The organism is Paenibacillus sp. JL3B1040 (genome assembly GCF_057063165.1).
Genome location: NZ_CM169317.1, coordinates 1,086,863 through 1,103,465, shown reverse-complemented (window position 1 = coordinate 1,103,465; position 16,603 = coordinate 1,086,863). Strand labels below are relative to the sequence as shown.

At 53.7% G+C, this 16,603-nt stretch carries 13 protein-coding genes and 1 pseudogene; 7 read left to right on the top strand and 7 right to left on the bottom strand.

Going from position 1 to position 16,603, the window contains the following annotated elements:
* Window positions 1-85 precede the first annotated feature (85 nt).
* Window positions 86-1,738, bottom strand: coding sequence for a methyl-accepting chemotaxis protein (locus ACZF99_RS04835; RefSeq protein ID WP_483612537.1), 1,653 nt, complete (start codon window positions 1,736-1,738; stop codon window positions 86-88).
* A gap of 377 nt (window positions 1,739-2,115) precedes the next feature.
* Here ACZF99_RS04835 and ACZF99_RS04830 point away from each other — a divergent pair, with 377 nt between their 5' ends.
* Window positions 2,116-2,301 (top strand): hypothetical protein, encoded by a 186-nt coding sequence (locus tag ACZF99_RS04830; protein ID WP_240268535.1) that lies wholly within the window; start codon window positions 2,116-2,118, stop codon window positions 2,299-2,301.
* Between the two features lie 16 nt (window positions 2,302-2,317).
* Window positions 2,318-2,566 carry a spore coat protein gene (locus tag ACZF99_RS04825; RefSeq protein WP_483609509.1) on the top strand — a complete coding sequence of 83 codons (249 nt, stop codon included), beginning with the start codon at window positions 2,318-2,320 and terminating at the stop codon, window positions 2,564-2,566.
* A gap of 154 nt (window positions 2,567-2,720) precedes the next feature.
* Here the strand turns inward: ACZF99_RS04825 and ACZF99_RS04820 are convergent, their stop codons facing one another.
* The gene (locus ACZF99_RS04820; RefSeq protein WP_483609507.1) at window positions 2,721-3,818 is read right to left on the bottom strand and encodes a glycerol dehydrogenase; all 1,098 of its coding nucleotides are present in this window, start codon (window positions 3,816-3,818) and stop codon (window positions 2,721-2,723) included.
* 254 nt (window positions 3,819-4,072) lie between these two features.
* Here ACZF99_RS04820 and ACZF99_RS04815 point away from each other — a divergent pair, with 254 nt between their 5' ends.
* Window positions 4,073-4,786 carry a GTP pyrophosphokinase gene (locus ACZF99_RS04815; RefSeq protein ID WP_483609505.1) on the top strand — a complete coding sequence of 238 codons (714 nt, stop codon included), beginning with the start codon at window positions 4,073-4,075 and terminating at the stop codon, window positions 4,784-4,786.
* Window positions 4,787-4,880: 94 nt separating this feature from the next.
* On the opposite strand, the gene ACZF99_RS04810 is transcribed toward ACZF99_RS04815, so the two are convergent.
* The 3 genes from ACZF99_RS04810 to ACZF99_RS04800 all read right to left on the bottom strand — a co-directional run bounded on the left by ACZF99_RS04810 (window position 4,881) and on the right by ACZF99_RS04800 (window position 10,247).
* The gene (locus ACZF99_RS04810) at window positions 4,881-8,501 is read right to left on the bottom strand and encodes a glycoside hydrolase domain-containing protein (protein ID WP_483612535.1); all 3,621 of its coding nucleotides are present in this window, start codon (window positions 8,499-8,501) and stop codon (window positions 4,881-4,883) included.
* 357 nt (window positions 8,502-8,858) lie between these two features.
* Window positions 8,859-10,070, bottom strand: coding sequence for a DEAD/DEAH box helicase (locus ACZF99_RS04805; protein WP_483609503.1), 1,212 nt, complete (start codon window positions 10,068-10,070; stop codon window positions 8,859-8,861).
* Window positions 10,071-10,124: 54 nt separating this feature from the next.
* Window positions 10,125-10,247 (bottom strand): hypothetical protein, encoded by a 123-nt coding sequence (locus ACZF99_RS04800; protein WP_483609501.1) that lies wholly within the window; start codon window positions 10,245-10,247, stop codon window positions 10,125-10,127.
* 310 nt (window positions 10,248-10,557) lie between these two features.
* On the opposite strand from ACZF99_RS04800, the gene ACZF99_RS04795 reads away from it, so the two are divergent.
* Together ACZF99_RS04795 and ACZF99_RS04790 are read left to right on the top strand one after the other, a co-directional pair.
* Window positions 10,558-12,333: an ABC transporter ATP-binding protein gene (locus ACZF99_RS04795; RefSeq protein ID WP_483609499.1), complete on the top strand. Its 1,776-nt coding sequence runs from the start codon at window positions 10,558-10,560 to the stop codon at window positions 12,331-12,333.
* Window positions 12,320-14,098, top strand: a complete 1,779-nt coding sequence (locus tag ACZF99_RS04790; protein ID WP_483609497.1) for an ABC transporter ATP-binding protein — start codon at window positions 12,320-12,322, stop codon at window positions 14,096-14,098. The genes ACZF99_RS04795 and ACZF99_RS04790 overlap by 14 nt, the downstream gene beginning before the upstream one ends.
* 124 nt (window positions 14,099-14,222) lie before the next feature.
* Here the strand turns inward: ACZF99_RS04790 and ACZF99_RS04785 are convergent, their stop codons facing one another.
* Window positions 14,223-14,762 carry a CarD family transcriptional regulator gene (locus ACZF99_RS04785; protein ID WP_483609495.1) on the bottom strand — a complete coding sequence of 180 codons (540 nt, stop codon included), beginning with the start codon at window positions 14,760-14,762 and terminating at the stop codon, window positions 14,223-14,225.
* A gap of 351 nt (window positions 14,763-15,113) precedes the next feature.
* Here ACZF99_RS04785 and ACZF99_RS04780 point away from each other — a divergent pair, with 351 nt between their 5' ends.
* Together ACZF99_RS04780 and ACZF99_RS04775 are read left to right on the top strand one after the other, a co-directional pair.
* Window positions 15,114-15,293 (top strand): hypothetical protein, encoded by a 180-nt coding sequence (locus tag ACZF99_RS04780; RefSeq protein ID WP_483609493.1) that lies wholly within the window; start codon window positions 15,114-15,116, stop codon window positions 15,291-15,293.
* Between the two features lie 149 nt (window positions 15,294-15,442).
* A pseudogene (locus ACZF99_RS04775) lies at window positions 15,443-15,539 on the top strand (hypothetical protein); the annotation flags it as partial.
* A 222-nt stretch (window positions 15,540-15,761) separates the two neighbouring features.
* Here ACZF99_RS04775 and ACZF99_RS04770 read toward each other — a convergent pair.
* The gene (locus ACZF99_RS04770; RefSeq protein ID WP_483609491.1) at window positions 15,762-16,583 is read right to left on the bottom strand and encodes an SDR family NAD(P)-dependent oxidoreductase; all 822 of its coding nucleotides are present in this window, start codon (window positions 16,581-16,583) and stop codon (window positions 15,762-15,764) included.
* Window positions 16,584-16,603: the final 20 nt, after the last annotated feature.

Below are 16,603 nucleotides of genomic sequence, written 5' to 3'. Positions count from 1 at the left end.
CTCATTACCCGGTTAGGATCACTAACCGCAGTTCCTCGTTCTATTCTTGTATCAGTGTAACGGATGTTGGGTTTGAGAGGCAAGTTCAGTAAAATTTGAATTGTCCCACCAGACGATTCAACTCGTCGGCGATGCTCTTCATTTCGCCAGCCGAAGCGGACACCTGCTCCATGCTTGCCAACTGCTGCTCGGTAGAAGCGGAGATTTCCTCAGTGGAAGCGGTGGATTCCTGCGCGATCGAGGCGATGCGTTCGATGGTGCCGATCACCTCGTTTTTGTCTTGGTTGACTTGGGTGATTCCGTCGATCAGCTCCTGCATCCCGGCGATCATATGGCTAATCGTCCGGTCGATTTGCCGGAACGCTTGGCCGGTTTCCCGCGACACCTCGCTCGTTCGGGTAATAACCTCGGCTCCCTGCTGCATATACTCTCGGGTTTTCGCTACCGCGGCCGCCACTTCCCCCGCCATCGCCTCAATCCCCTGTACCGAACCCGTCGTTTGCTCGGCCAGCTTGCGGATCTGCTCCGCCACAACGGCGAATCCCCGGCCTTGTTCGCCGGCTCTGGCGCTTTCGATCATGGCGTTTAGCGCCAATAGATTCGTTTGTTCGGCTACGGCCTTGATAACCGTCGCGACCTGGGTGATTGATTCCGACTTGTCGCTGAGATCATTCACCTGCTCTTCGATGTGAATCGTCACTTCCGCGTTATCGCGGATCGCCCGCTGCAACTGCTTCATGCTGTTCATGGTCGTTTGGTTCGCTTGCTGCGTATCTTCAATGCCGGACTTCATCCGGTCTGCCCGTTCGGCGAGCGAAAGAATCTCCTCCGCCAAGCGTTGGAGCCGCTCCAGCCCTTCCTGCGCATTCGCGGCAAGGTCTCCCGACCCCTCCGCCAGCGCGTCCGTCGCCGTCGAAATCTCCTTTGCCGCCTGCGAGCTCTCCCCGATCATGACCGAAAGCTGCTGCGAACCGGTCGTAACCCGGCCGGCACGAAGTTGGATGTTCTCCATCATCCCGCCCAGCTTACTGCGCATATGGGCCAAATCCTCTGCCATTTTGCCGATTTCATCCGGACTGCGATGGATGAATTCTTCCGAAAAGTCCCCGGCGGCATAACGCTTAATACGTTTGGACATCATTGCGATCGGGCGAATCATCCGGCGTCCCATGAGCAAGCCCAGGGCAACCGCGAACAGCAGGATCACGAGCGATAGGACAATCGTCTCCAGCATCGCTTCTCGGATCTGATCATACATGCTCTTCAGCGAAATCCCGACATTCAACGCGCCGGAGAGCTCCTCGCTATAAGCAAAATCCGTGGAGATGTTATAAACCTTCTCCCCGCCGCCGGTTTTCAGTATGCTGCCCTTGGTTTCCTGATTGGCAACAACGGCAGTCAAATCCGTGTTGGTCGCCGTCGCCGAAGCGGAAGCGGTTGCGTCGGCCGCCGCTTCGCCCCCCTCCCGAATCCCGCTATTGTCGGAGACGATCAAATTTCCTTTCGCATCGGAAAGGGAAATATAAACAATGTTGCCGTTCCCTTCCTCTTTAATCGTGTGAAACACCTTCTGCAACTGGCCCATATCCAACAGCTCGTTGCTGACGATCTCCCGTTTGATATTCGTCACCAGGGTTGTCCCGTCGCTTTTCATCTGGCGGGTCATCGATCTCTGCACTTCGTAATAGGACACCAGCGTAAACGAAACGGCGCATACCGTTATTAACAGCACAATCATTCCCACCAATTTACCGGTAAGCGAACGAAACCTGAACAGCCTGAACAATCGGAATGGCTTTCCTAGCCTATGCATGATGATTCCACCTTTTGGTTTTATTCTCACAGGGTCAAAGCACCACCGTATCGCTTGCATTTTTGTCAATTAATACAAATGAAGCCGCTTTCCTAATTTTAACTGAATTCGCGAAGATCACAGTGACTATTTTAATAGTTCCCATGACATGGAAGGAGGGGCCCGAGTTGGCAAAGTCCCGTCTTCCGTCACAATCTATTCACCAATCCGCCTCTTTTCCCCAGGGAACATAAGCGAACCGCATATTTGTCCCGGTTTCGCAAACAATAACCAACGAATACCAAATGAAAGGAGCAGATGGCATGGCCCAAATCAACCAGCAAGAGCTGCAAAGCTTGCGGCACCTGATCGGCGCCCACGAAACGGCACATCAAAAAATGCTCACCTACGCGCAGCAGTCCGTCGACCCGCAGGTCAAAGCCTACTTCCAGAAATCGGCCCAGGACGCGCTGAACACCAAGCAACAGCTGATGTCATTTTTGAATTAGGAAGGAGCTCTACACCATGATGCAGGATAAAGAAATGGTTAACGACGCGTTGTCCATGGTCAAAAGCAGCCTGACCACTTACAGCAGCGTCATTTCGGAATGCGCCAATCTCCAATTGAGATCAACCATTCAACAAATCCGGGACAATTGCGAGAAATCCCAATACGAGCTGTTCCAACTGGCCGAGTCCAAAGGCTTCTACCAGCCGGCGATGATGGCGGACAGCCAAGAAGTGCAGCAGGTGAAGTCGCAGCTCGGCAACTGAGCCAAAGGTTAATTTGTGCAGAAAAAGACGAGCTCGCTTGCTTTTGCGAGCTCGTCTTTTTTCTCATCTTCCCCCTGCAAATGCGCCGGTCCTCCCCTATGCTCTCGTTTTTTGGGCGGTGCCGATTGGCCACGGCCGACGGAACCACTATCCACTATGCCAATTGTCGGCTTAACACATCAACCGCCAAAATGGCGTTGGCCACCTCCTCGGCGGTGATTTCGCCGGACAGATTCACCATCGTTTCATTCGATTGTGTGGCTGCTTTGCCCACTTTCAGCAAATCCTCAAAAGTCACATCCTCCAGATGCATTTCTTTCAAGGTTGTCGGAAGTCCCAGTTCCCGGTAAAAGTCAATGTACTTAACGATCTCCGCTTCGGGATGGAGCTCCAACATCAGTTGCACCAACGTACCGTAAGCTACTTTTTCCCCGTGAGTCAAGTGATGGATATCGCCCGACAATACCGTAAAGCCATTGTGAATGGCATGAGCCGCCGCCAATCCGCCGCTTTCAAAACCGAGGCCGGAAAGCAGGGTGTTCGCTTCGACCACCGCCTCCACATGCCGGGTAACCAGCCCTTTTTGTACGGCCTGATACGCGGGAACGCCGTACTTGAACAACGTCTCTTCGCAGGCTTGGGCGATCGCCTGGGCGGCGATACTCGGTTTTCCGCCGGACATCGCATTGCCGTTGCTTTTCACCGTGGCACGCACTTCGATCCAGGTCGCCATGGCGTCGGCGATGCCGGAAGCGAACAAACGGGCGGGCGCTTTGGCGACAACGGCGGTATCCACCAGCACTAGATCAGGATTTTTATGGTAAAAACGGTAGGACTCAAACACCCCTTCATCGCTGTAAATCACGGATAAAGCGCTTGTGGGAGCATCGGTCGACGCCGTGGTCGGCACGATCGCCACTTTGGACTTGAGCTCGTCCGCAACGGCTTTGGCCGTATCCAGCGTTTTGCCGCCGCCAACCCCGATAACGAAATCGGCAGATTGCGCTCGTCCCTCCGTGACAATTCGACTCACCTCATTGGAAGAAGCTTCGCCGCCAAACTGGACGAAATGAAACTCCATTTGTACCGAGGACAAACTTTGCGTGACCGCATCTTGCGTCAAGTTCCAAACTACCTCGTCGGCTAGGATCAACGGTTTCCGCCCCAGATCTGTAATGTGCTTGCCCAGTTCCCGCAAAGCGCCTTGACCTTGAATATATTTGCCCGGCGAAATAAAAACGATGTTTGCCATAAAGATCTCCCCTTCTTGAAAAGTTTTGGACCACACGGGTTTTAACATGTGCCAATCGCACAGTTTTATGCCGTTATTTTACAGCGTCGCCGATAACTCTGCCAGCGAATGAAATCCGATCTCGCTCCCCCCCTTTCTGGCTCCCGGCTTCCTCATAAGTTATAATGGCAGTAGGCAATTATTTTGATAACTCATGTTAAAGGACGGAAAACCAAACCATGATCGACAAGCCCAATGCTAACCCCTTGGAACAAATGAAGGCTTTACAGAAGACGCTGACGCGGTTCATCATGATGTACAAATTCGCGCTTCACGAAGTGGAGACCAAAATTGAAATCTTGCAGGAGGAATTCCAACTGCTGCATGAGTATAATCCGATCGAACATACGAAATCGCGGATCAAATCGCCGGAGAGCATCATGAAGAAGCTGTACCGCAAAGGAGGCGCGGGATCCCTCGAAGAGATCAAACGCAACGTCCGCGACATCGCCGGCCTTCGCATCACCTGCTCGTTCATCTCGGACATTTACCGGATCAGCGAAATGCTGAAGGCGCAGAAGGACCTGAACATCCTCTCGGTGAAGGATTATATCAAACATCCCAAGCCCAACGGCTACAAAAGCTTGCATATGCTGGTCGAGGTGCCCGTGTTCATGTCGGACGGCGAGGAGATGGTCTGCGTCGAAATCCAGATCCGGACGATCGCCATGGATTTCTGGGCCAGCCTGGAGCATAAGATATTTTACAAATACAATGAATCCGTTCCGGATCGGCTGCTCCAGGATCTGAAGAATGCCGCCGATACCGCCTACGAGCTCGATATGAAAATGGAGCAGCTCCAGCAGGAAATGGAGGAAATCAAGCACGCGCACCAAGCCGAAGCTTCCGGAGAATTCCAACTGCTCATCGACAACCAGAAGTTCAACATCCCGCAGAACCTGCTGCGGTTGCTATCGGGCGGGGAATGATCCCTGCCTGCCGGTCGCACAAAAACTGCCCCTTCGTCACGTTGGGGCAGTTTTTATTCTAATATTTCGGTTCATGGTTATATCTGACTTCAGTTCAGATTTTGTCGAACGTGAATCGGTCGAAATTGCCGATATAAGGCTGCGAACCGTTTGTCGTGCCTCTCAATACGATATACACATCCTGCAGACCGGTGACTATAGTGTTCAAATCAGCCGTAGCGGTCCGGTACGTGTCCCAACTGGTCCCGGTCTGGGGCAATGCAACGGTGGCGATCAGCGTACCGTCGACCGAGCCGAGGCGAATTTCCGCTCTCGCGTCTTCCGGTGCTCTCCCCGAAGGGGCGTCGTAAACCAATTCTACACGGTTCATGCCCGCGGTTCCGAAATCTGCGCGTTGATAAGCGAGCCATGCGCCGTCGAAGGTGTTTTTTACGACAGTCCCTCCGTTCTTCGGTTCCGTGCCCAACCCGCTGCCGTTGGCATGCTTCGCGTCGGTCATCTCGGTAGCGTCCTCAAATTCGATCGCTAATTTGCCGTTCGTTTGGAAGAAATTCGGTCCGGCCGGCGGCTCTTCCCAGGGCTCCGGCTCTTCAGGCGTTTTGGCCGGAACCGGAATCGGTTCGGGCAATCCTCCCTCGCCCGGTTGCTCCGGAGTTTCCGGAACCGGCTCGGCCTGCGAGACGATCGGTTCGGCCAGCCACACCGATTCGTAAATATTGCCGTTATATTCATCCACCAGGTAGATATTCACCTGATATCGGCTCGAATTGACGTTAAACGTCTGCGACAAATCGAACGCTCCCGTCTCCACGGGCACGGAGCTGGACAACATCGCCTGGCCGCTGCCGTTCATCAGTTGAATGACGGCGACCGCCTCATCGACGTAGGCTCCCTTCAGCTTGCCGTCGATGCTTACCACCATATTGCCTTTTCGGTTCACATTCGCCTTCAGGTCGAACACGTCCCACACGATATCGGAGGTATACTCCTTGTCAGAAACCAGCCGTTCGCCGGGAGCTCTTCCCGCGCTTGCGTCGCCCTTGACGCGTACCTGGACCTGACCGGCCCCGTAGGCCCCCGGTCCGACGATTTGCGGGTTGGTACTGGCTGGAGTCCAGTTTTTCCCGCCGTCGGTCGTGAACTCATAGTCCGTCGGGTTTTCGTAGCCCGGCACGACGGTCCAGCCGAAGGTGTTGGCCTTATCATCGATGACCGGTGCGGTTGGTGCAGGGGGGGCCATCAGCAGTTGCACGGCCTCCAGGCCGAAATCGAAAGCAATGTCCGAACTGGTGGCGTTTACCTGGTGAACCTCCGCCGCCAGCACGTTGCTTCCCTCGACCAGCAGCGACGGATCAATCCGGAACGAGACCCGGTCCCGCTCATCGCCGACGGTAGCGTTGGCGTACGTGTTATAGTTCACCGGGTCGGCCGGCATATTGGTGCGGTAGATCTCTTGCCCGTTCAGATACACGATGGCCCCGTCGTCTCGGACCAGCTTGGCGTCCAGCTCCAGCATATCCTGTTTGTTCGAAACCTCGAACGTTTTGCGGAAATAGGTCGTCGGATACTTGTTGTTGCCGTCCGGTCCATAGCTGACGACCGTTTTGGCGTAACCCTTATTGTCGTAGCCAAGCGGAGCCGCTCCCGCATTCCAGGCGCTGTCGTCGAATCCGGCGCCCTGCCAACCGCTGCTCGGAGCTTGCCCTTTGTCGTAATACTTCCACTCCGAGCCGAGGGCGATCACCTCCCGGCGGCTCAGCGCTTCATCGCCGCCGCCGCCGAAGTCGGTCATCGGGGGAGCCGCTTCGGCCTTGGCGCCCCAAGCCATATTCGCCTCGGAACCCATGTCGAACTCCAACGTGCCGCCGGCCATGATATCCTCGTAGCTGATCCAGGCTTGGTCAAAGTTCTTGCCGTTCAACTGCGCCGATTGGATAAAGCGGTTTTTGCTGGAGACGTTGTTCGCTTTGATCGTCAACGTCTTCCCGCCGTCCAGATGCAGCTTCACTTCCGTGAAGATCGGCGATCCGATCAGGAAAGCGGCATCGCCCGGGTTGGCCGGGAACAGGCCCAGTGCGCTATACACGAACCAGGAAGCCATCGCGCCCGCGTCGTCGTCCATCGACTGCAGATATCCTTCCGGGTCCGCCCGGTATACGCGCGATTTCAACGGGTGCGCGTATGCCCCGTGGTTGTGATATTTTTGCGTAACCACTTCCGTCGTAAATTCACGGGCGTAATATTGAGTCAGATAAGGATACCCCAGGTAATTGAACAGATACGGGGCATCCAGGTCCGTTTCGTTGATGGCCATATATTCGTCCCGCTCGAAAAAGTCCAGCAATTGCTTGGCCATTTCCGTTTTGCCGCCCATCAGCTCGGCCAGTCCTTCCATGTCCTGCATCGCGGACCAGCGATATTGCCACAGGTTGCCCTGGTAGGCGTGCTTGCCCACCGCCGTCACGTCCGCTCCGTTCACGTCCATCCCGTTCGGCGTAAAGAAACCGATCCTCCGGCCCTGCTCGTCGGCCTGTTTCGGATTCCACAATTTTCGGTAGGACAACGCCACCTGCTTGTATTTCTCGTACGTCGCTTTATCGCCGACCAGCTCGGCCAATTTCATCGGGAAATAGCCGCTTCGCGCTTTTTCCAGTTGGCCGGATACTTTGTCCTGATCCCCGAAATTGTCCGCGTCGACGCCCATGCCTTGCAGCGCTGTGTCCACGTCGAAATCCCGGAATCCCTTCGCGTAGGCGTCCAGCACAACCGCCCCGTTAAATTCGTTCCGCACCGTTGGGCTTGGCCAATAGCCTTCGCCCCATTGCGTGTAAGTTCCGCGCGTTTTGTACAAATCGGCCAGCGATTTGACCATGTTGTTGTATTCCTTCGGCGTTAGCACGGAGAACAGCGCGTATTTACGGAAGTCGTCCCACGTCGCCCAGCCGTTGTAATACTCAAAGTCGTCGCCGAGCTCCGAGGCCTGGCGAATCGTGTTCTCGTCGCGTCCCGCCTTAAAGGTGCCAACGGAGCTGGTCACGTTTTTCGGATGAAGGAACGAATGGTACAACTGGGTGTAAAAGATCTTCTTGTTCTCTTCGTCCGCATCCGTCACTTCCACTTTGCCGAGCAAATCGCTCCAGGCGCCGCGAATTTTCGCATGCTGGACGTCGAAATCCCATCCGGCGATATCGTGATCGCGTTCGTATTTCGCCTGCTCGACGCTGATCGGGGACAGGCCGACCTTCGCTTGTACGACTTGGCCCGCGGCGTTATCGAAGTTGACCCATACGCCGGTTTTCGGCCCGGTGCGTGTTGCTTCCGTTCCCGTCGCGTCGCCTTGCCAGGACGTGTAGGAAGCGAAATCACGATCGAATTGAATGGAGTAATACATGACGTAGTATCCGCGTTCGCAAACATTTTTGGCCTTGATCATGCCGGAAATCGTATTGTTGTTCTCCACTTGCAGGCTGGCATCCAGCATACCGTCTCTGCTGTAATTATTGCTTAAATCGACCAATACCGATGTAGTTGAGGCATTTTCCGGAAAAGTATACCGGTGAAAGCCCACGTTATCCGACGCGGTCAGCTCAACCCCGACGCCGGAGTTCAGCGTTACCGCGTAATAGCCTGCGGACGCCTGCTCGCTGCTTTTGTCGTAGGGCTGCTTGTATTCGTTGCTGTTGTTCGTAAAGGTGCGGGTTTCCGGCATCATCAGGATGTTGCCGCCCGCCCCGTTGCAGCCGACGCCGCTGAATCGCAGATGGGAAAAGCTTAATAATTCCGGCTCTCCTTTTATTTGACATTAGATGGGCATATATGGATGGATCAAGTGAAGCGGAAATTGGGAATGCCGGAGCTTCTCTTTCGTAATCCCATTGCGGTTAAGCGTTTTCGCAATCTTGCACCCTAACGGCTGGTGTGAGTCTTGTGTCACCTCCTCCCCCTCGGTTAACTCTATGTAAACTCAAGCTCGTAATTCCCTAAATTATGGGAGTCGTTTTTTATGAAATGCAAAAAATCCGGAAGCCTATGACAGCTTCCGGTCGAATTTCACGTTACCCTACGGTAGGAATTATATTTTCTTTGCCTTCGGCCGATTTCGCGATTCCCTCACCGGCGGAGCCGATTTCGGAGCCGGAGCCGTTTGCTGCATCGGATAAGGATGCTCCCGGACGACCTTCATCCGCTTGCCGGTCAGCTTCTCGATCGCAGCGGCGTATTCCTTCTCGTCGAAATCGCATAACGAAATGGCGATGCCGCTTTGTCCCGCACGGCCTGTCCGTCCGATCCGATGAACGTACGTCTCGGGAACGTTCGGCAGCTCGTAATTGATGACATGCGACAACTCGTCAATGTCGATGCCCCGTGCCGCAATATCGGTGGCCACCAATACGCGCAAGGTGCGGTTTTTGAAACTTTGCAGGGCCGTTTGCCGGGCGCCTTGCGATTTATCGCCATGAATGGCTTTCGCGCTGATTTGCGCTTTCGTCAAATGGCGCACCAGCCGATCCGCCCCATGCTTGGTCCGCGTGAAAACGATGGCGGAATCGATGGACTCGTCCTTCAAGAGGTGCAGCAGCAGGTCTTTTTTGTTGCCCTTGTCCACGTAATACAGGTATTGCCCGATGGCATCCACCGTCGAGGATACCGGCGTAATCGCCACCTTTACGGGATTTTTCAAGATGGAATCGGCCATCCGCGCGATCGCATCGGGCATGGTTGCGGAGAACAGCAGGGTTTGCCGCTGGGACGGGGTCTTGGCGATGATTTTCTTGACGTCATGGATAAAGCCCATATCCAACATGCGGTCGGCCTCGTCCAAAATCAGGAGCTCCACGGTCTTCAGATCCACCAGCTTCTGCTGGATTAGATCATTCAGCCGGCCGGGGGTGGCCACCAGAATGTCCACGCCTTTTTGCAGCGCGTCCTCCTGCGGCTTCTGGGACACGCCTCCGAAAATGACGGCGCTTCTCAGCGGCAAATATTTGCCGTAGGCGCCAAAGCTCTCGTGGATCTGCAGCGCCAGCTCCCGGGTTGGCGTGATCACCAGCGCGCGGATCGTCCGCCGGCCCGCCCGGGACGCAGGGGCCTTGCTTAGCAACTGCAGCGTAGGTATGGCAAACGCGGCGGTCTTCCCCGTGCCGGTCTGCGCGCAGCCCAGCAAATCGCTGCCGCTCAGAATGGGCGGAATCGCTTGTTGTTGAATCGGCGTAGGCGCCGTATAGTTCTCTTGTTCCAAAGCTTTTAATATCGAAGGGATCAGGTTCAGTTCTTTAAATTGCATAATAACTCCTTGCCGGAATCGCTAATTTCGGCGGCCGACATGTAAGGTCACCGATCATATCAATATAACACGGCACCGATGTCCCGGCAAATGGAGATCGATTTCTTCGCGGCTTTCTTCCATTAAATGCCCAAGCTCTTCCCCGGCGAACGCCTCCGGGATCGTTCGTTCGAACACCCGGCAAGCCTCCTCCCGATCTGCGGGGGGAACGGAACAATAACGAGGCCATCGACCATCTTTTTCCCTCTTTTCACTTTTTTTCATTTCCGCCGATCAAAACCCGAGATATCCACTTCATATTCTAAATAATTTACCGAAATAAAAGCAAAGGGGCGATCCCATTCGGAAAACGCAAACATACGTGGCAACAAGCTGGAATACGCGGGTTTTACCTTTGGGTGGTTGTGGTATAATCACGATGATTTGCGAAAACGGAAGTGCCATCCGGCAGCTTACACTGCAAGAACAAACAGAAACAGGTGATCAGATGTTCGAACTCAAATGGCTATGGCAGAATTTGGAGGGGAACCGGGCCAGGTACATTACGGCGTTGGTTCTTTCCGTCGTGGGCTCTTCGCTCATGATTATCAATCCGTACATAGGCCAACGCATTGTCGACACGTTTATCACGGGCGAGAATGCGGTACAGAACTTAACGCAGGAACGGGGGTTGCTCATCATGCTCTGTCTGGGCATGATCGGGTTTTCCCTGCTGCGCACGGGGCTTGCTTACCTGACGACGATGCAATACGAGCAGGCTTCGCAAAATACGTTGTACAAAGTCCGCATCTATCTGTACAACAAAATCCAGGGCCAGGATATGGAATATTACGACCATAACCGGACCGGGGACCTGATGACCAAGATGACCGGCGACTTGGACATGGTGCGCCACTCGATGGCGTGGATCATCAAGACGATCATCGAATCGGTGACGATCTTCGTCGCGGCCGTCGCTTACTTTTTCACGATTGATGCCGTGTTGACGTTGTGGCTGCTTGTTCTGGCGCCGCCGATCTTCGTCGTGGCGTATATTTTCGCGAAAAAGGTCCGTCCGATGTACATCGACCTGCGCGAGCGCTTGTCTCAACTGAATACCACTACCCAGGAAAATATCTCGGGGAACCGCGTCGTCAAAGCCTTTGCCCGCGAAGAGTTCGAGATCGAGAAGTTCACGGACAAGAACATCCACTTCTCCCAAGCCAACAAAAAAGCCGCGCTCGTGTGGCTGGACTACTTCCCGTATCTGGAGTCGTTCGCCCAGGCGTTTAACGTGATCCTGATGCTGGCCGGCGGTTATTTCGTCATGCAGGATCGGATCACCTTCGGGGAATTCTCCGCTTTCTCCGCGCTGATCTGGGCGGTGTCCAACCCGATGCGCAATATCGGCATTATCATTAACGATATTCAGCGGTTCTTCGCCAGCTTAAGCAAAATCGTAGAAATTTATTACGCTAAGCCCAACATCGTGAATGAGCACAAGGCAATCGAAAAACGTCGTTACGAAGGACGGATCGAATTCGACCACGTCAGCTTCAAATACGACGGCAGCGAAGTGCTTCATGATATCAGCTTCTCGGTTAACCCCGGGGAAACCGTCGCCATCATGGGCTCGACGGGTTCGGGCAAAACGTCGCTCGTGAACCTGATCCCGCGCTTTTACGACGTATCCGGCGGGCAAGTGTTGGTTGACGGCGTCGACGTCCGCAAGCTGGAGCTCGACGAGCTCCGCGGCAACATCGGCATTGCGACCCAGGACGTGCTGCTGTTCTCCGACACGATCGACGGAAATATCGCTTACGGCGATCCCGATTTGCCGGAAGAACAAACGGTCGAATATGCCCAGTTGGCCGCGGCGCATGATTTTATTACGAAAATGCCCGAAGGGTATGACACCATCGTCGGGGAGCGCGGCGTCGGCTTGTCCGGCGGTCAGAAGCAGCGGATTGCGCTGGCCCGGGCTCTGGCGGTGCGCCGGCCGATTCTGATTCTCGACGACACCACGTCCGCGGTCGACCTCGAAACCGAGGAGCATATCCAGAAGAGCTTGCGCGAACTGGACTTCCCGTGCACGAAGCTGATCATTGCCCAGCGCGTGTCCACGACGGCCGAAGCCGACCGCATTCTGATTCTGGATGGCGGCCGTTTGATCGAGGAAGGCACCCATGCCGAATTGCTGGCCAAACGCGGCTATTATTACGAGGTATTTATGCTTCAGAACGAAGGGATCGGAAGGATGGTGAGCGCTCATGGCCAGGAATAAATTCGACGTCGACGAGAACCTGGAGTCTCCTTTTGACATCAAGCATTTCAGACGCGCCATGGTGTACATCAAGAAACAGCGGAAGCCGATGCTTATCGCGTTCGCGCTGAGCGCCTTGTCGGCTGCGATCGCGCTGTCGGCGCCGCTCATTATTCAACACGTCGTCGACGTGACGATTCCGGAGAAGGCTTTCGGGGCGTTGATCGGGTGGTCCGCGCTCATGCTGCTCACGATCGTGGCCAGCGTCGTGCTGGCGACCATCCGCTCCCGAATCATGACCCGGGTCGGGCAGGATATCATTTTCGATATCCGCACGGATCTGTTCAAGCATTTGCAGGAGCTGCCGTTTAAATATTACGACGACCGCCCGCAAGGGAAAATCCTGATCCGCGTCGTCAACTACGTCAACGCCGTATCGGATGTCTTATCCAACGGGATCATCAACTTCATTCTCGAGATCGTCAACCTGATCTTCATCGCCGCGTTTATGTTCGCGGTGGATGTCCGGTTGTCGCTGGTCACGCTGGCCGGGTTACCGGTGTTCCTCGGCGTCATGCTGCTGATCAAGACCCGGCAGCGCCGGGCATGGCAGGCCGTTTCGAACAAAAGCTCCAACATGAACGCTTATTTGCAGGAAAGCATCAGCGGGATCGGCGTGACGCAGATTTTCTCCCGCGAGAAACATAATGAAGGCATCTTTACCCGTCTGGCCGGCAACTATCGCAAGGAGTGGATGCGGGCGCTGCGCTACAACGCCCTCATCCCGTTCACCGTCGACAACCTGGCGACGATCGTAACGACGTTGATTTATCTGGTCGGCTTGCTTGCGATGGGACCGGAAGGCGTGACCTTCGGGGTCATCCTCGCGATGAGCAGCTACGCGGCCCGGTTCTGGCAGCCGATCCTGAACTTGTCGCAATTGTACAATAACTTCATTAATGCCGTCGCTTATCTTGAGCGGATTTTCGAGACGCTGGATGAACCGGTGACGGTCAGCGACGTGCCGGATGCGAAGGAGCTGCCGCCGGTGAAAGGCAACGTCAAGTTCGATGACGTGACGTTTGCCTACGATCCGGGCCTCAACATTCTGGAACATCTGAACTTCGAGGTAAAAGCCGGGGAAAGCATCGCCCTCGTCGGGCCGACGGGCGCGGGCAAAACCACGGTCGTCAACCTGATCTCGCGCTTCTACAACTTGACCGACGGCGAGATTCTGATCGATGGTCACGACATCTCGCAGGTGACGCTGAAGTCGCTGCGCAGCCAGATGGGAATTATGCTGCAAGACAGCTTTATTTTCTCCGGTACAATTATGGATAATATCCGCTACGGCAAGCTGGACGCCACGGAAGAGGAAATCATCGCCGCGGCCAAAACGGTCTGCGCCGACGAATTCATTCGCGAGTTCGAGCAAGGCTACCAAACCGAGGTTAACGAACGCGGTTCGAAGCTGTCCCAAGGCCAGCGGCAGCTCATCTCGTTCGCCCGGACCCTGCTTGCCGATCCGCGAATTCTGATCCTGGACGAAGCGACCTCCTCGATCGACGCCAAGACGGAGCGCCTGCTCCAACAAGGCTTAAACGAGCTGCTGAAGGGCCGTACCTCCTTCATCATCGCGCACCGGCTGTCGACGGTGAAGAACTGCGACCGCATCATGTATGTCTCTGACAAGGGGATCGCGGAGTCCGGCTCGCATGACGAGTTGATGGCCAAACGCGGCCTGTACTACCGGCTGTACACGGCACAAAAGATGGAAGCCGTTTAAGCAGAACCGAAGAACCCCGGATCCTAAAGGATTCGGGGCTTTTTATAGGTTCATGCGGCAAATCCCCCCTGGTAAATTTTGCTCAATATCTATGCATCCTTATTATGGATACTGTTACTGGCTTTTAAAAACCTTGCGTTTGACTGTCCGCTGACTCATTCGCGTTCTCCATTTGCCCGATCCGGCTCGCAATATAGTCTTCGACTTCTTCTTTGGGAATGTCTAAAGCGATGGCCAATTCGCCGTGCAGGTTCTCGGCGGCCGAGCTCAAAAGGCGTTCATCCACCTGCCGCAGTTTTTTACCTAAACTAAGCTGCTCTCTTTTTTTGTGCAGCATCGTCTTTATGACCTTGACCCACTCCACGTAATCGCAGGTGCCGATCGCTTGCTTGCAGCTAGCTTCTCGTGCCTTATCGTTGCTGATCCAGGTCGTGCCAATGCTAGGAATCCGGAGGATCAGGCGCTCCGATTCTTCCCTGGAGATGATGCTGCGCATAATCACTTTAATATTGTCGACCGGCGTATAAATCGTAGTGCCTTTTAGATAGACGGGATTAAGTAAATAATACTTTCGATTCCCCTCTACCCCTGGCGGCGTGCAAATGTCTTTAACTTGGCATACCCCGTTGCTTCCATAGATGACGTATTCATTAACCGCAAACATGAGACATCCTCCTTTAAGCTTTTTTGGGAAACCTCCAACTTAACCTAAAAATAAAACACCGCCCACTCTAGCTGAGTGAAACGGTGTTTGTTGAAATCCGCCGTTTTGTTATTTATCACCCTAAGGATGTACCTATATTTCAATTATAGACTAAAAAACGGGGTTCATGTCATTTATTTTGAAAAAGCTGCAAAGGGCCAGACGCGCCGCTTGATTCCAGGCGATCTATCATTATTCGGTTCCTGGAGAACTTATCGCGTTTTTTTGCGGAATCAAAAGGAAAAAAAGCTCTTCTTGTCGAATTTATTAGGGAATTGCTCAGATATCATTCGATGAAAGGGGGTGAAATTGATGGATAAAGCGATCGTACATAAGCTGGTAGACGAAGTAATAGACGAACTATACTCGACCAGCAGCGAAGCTTTGGAAAGCGAAGGCATTTCCAAACCCAACGTAGAGCTGGCTGTCCGGTTATCGGCGATGACGACCATCAGAATACTTGAAAAGCTGGAGCTGATCGAAAAAGGATAACATGAAGCCCGGCTGCCGCGACAACTGCCCTTGGACCCCATTCCGGAGGCAGTTGCCCCCGTTCGCTTACACTACTATGAATATATTGTGAAATTAATCACATAAATTGGCGTTATCCAAGGTATTTTAAATGAGATGAATTTAAGAGGATGGATAACGACCTGTCCGGCGCGCCGTATTACGCCATCAAAATCGCCCCCCGGTATCCACTACACCATGGCGGCGTCAAAAAAACGGCGGAATTCGTTAAAGCGCAATAAGAGGCTGCAAAAAACGCCTGGAATGATCTTTCATATTCCAGGCGTTTTTGATTTCTGCACCGCTCACACCCTTTGGAGGTATTACGCAAAGCTGAACCGGCTAAATCCTTGATGGGGGATCACGGCCAATACCAGCTTCCATTTGATCAAGTTGAATTTCATATGTACCTCCACAGTGCAAGGATTGAGGGATTATGGCAAATAATATTTATCTCTTGAGAGGGTTATACCCGGATGCCACACATCCGCCATCGCAAAGGATGTCGGTCCCGGTCAAATAGCTCGCTTTATCGCTTGCGCAGAACGCAATGAGTTCGGCGATCTCTTCTACCCGGCCAAACCTTGGGATTGCGGAATGCTTCAAACATTCGTGGGCTTCGTCCTTTTCCAATTCCCCCATCGGGGTCTCGAATGAACCCGGCGATATGGAAATAACCCGAATCCCTTTTCGACCGAATTTCGCTGCATCCGTTTTGGCGTACCAGATAACAAAGTGCTTGGAAATACCGTAGGCAACGCTTGATCTAAGACGCTTGGGAAAAAGATGCACCCTCGCCATCATTTTTTTCATAAAAAGCGCTTTATTGGTACGACTGTATTTATATTTGCTCTTTGGCAAGATAAAGCCGGGGGTGAGGTAAGCGGACATCGATGAAACGTCGACAATGCAGGAGCCCTCTTCCATGACATCATAAAAGGATTCATTCACATTGATAGTGCCTAAAGCATTCACTTCCATGATGGTTTTACCGTCACCCATGTGAGGGGACATCCCGGCGGCATGGATCACGGCGGCAATGCTCCCCCGTGACTTGGCAAGAACCGCCATGCGTTCAACCGAAGAACGATCGGAAATATCACACGCCAAAGCTTCCGCTGTTACCCCGGCGGTTCTTAACTCATTCAAGGCGTTTTCGAGTTTCTTCGCAGTTCTGCCAACGATGATGACATCATGTTCTTTGCCTATGACTTTAGCTGTTGAAAGCCCTATTCCACTACCGCCGCCGGTAATGACACAAACCTTTCGCATACTCTCTGCTCCTTATAAAG

Bases quoted from the DNA above. Each gene is read 5' to 3' on its own strand.
- ACZF99_RS04795 (WP_483609499.1), top strand. From the start codon at position 10,558: ATGTTCGAACTCAAATGGCTATGGCAGAATTTGGAGGGGAACCGGGCC.
- ACZF99_RS04815 (WP_483609505.1), top strand. From the start codon at position 4,073: ATGAAGGCTTTACAGAAGACGCTGACGCGGTTCATCATGATGTACAAA.
- ACZF99_RS04790 (WP_483609497.1), top strand. From the start codon at position 12,320: ATGGCCAGGAATAAATTCGACGTCGACGAGAACCTGGAGTCTCCTTTT.
- ACZF99_RS04830 (WP_240268535.1), top strand. From the start codon at position 2,116: ATGGCCCAAATCAACCAGCAAGAGCTGCAAAGCTTGCGGCACCTGATC.
- ACZF99_RS04780 (WP_483609493.1), top strand. From the start codon at position 15,114: ATGGATAAAGCGATCGTACATAAGCTGGTAGACGAAGTAATAGACGAA.
- ACZF99_RS04825 (WP_483609509.1), top strand. From the start codon at position 2,318: ATGATGCAGGATAAAGAAATGGTTAACGACGCGTTGTCCATGGTCAAA.
- ACZF99_RS04805 (WP_483609503.1), bottom strand. From the start codon at position 10,070: ATGCAATTTAAAGAACTGAACCTGATCCCTTCGATATTAAAAGCTTTG.
- ACZF99_RS04835 (WP_483612537.1), bottom strand. From the start codon at position 1,738: ATGATTGTGCTGTTAATAACGGTATGCGCCGTTTCGTTTACGCTGGTG.
- ACZF99_RS04770 (WP_483609491.1), bottom strand. From the start codon at position 16,583: ATGCGAAAGGTTTGTGTCATTACCGGCGGCGGTAGTGGAATAGGGCTT.
- ACZF99_RS04820 (WP_483609507.1), bottom strand. From the start codon at position 3,818: ATGGCAAACATCGTTTTTATTTCGCCGGGCAAATATATTCAAGGTCAA.
- ACZF99_RS04785 (WP_483609495.1), bottom strand. From the start codon at position 14,762: ATGTTTGCGGTTAATGAATACGTCATCTATGGAAGCAACGGGGTATGC.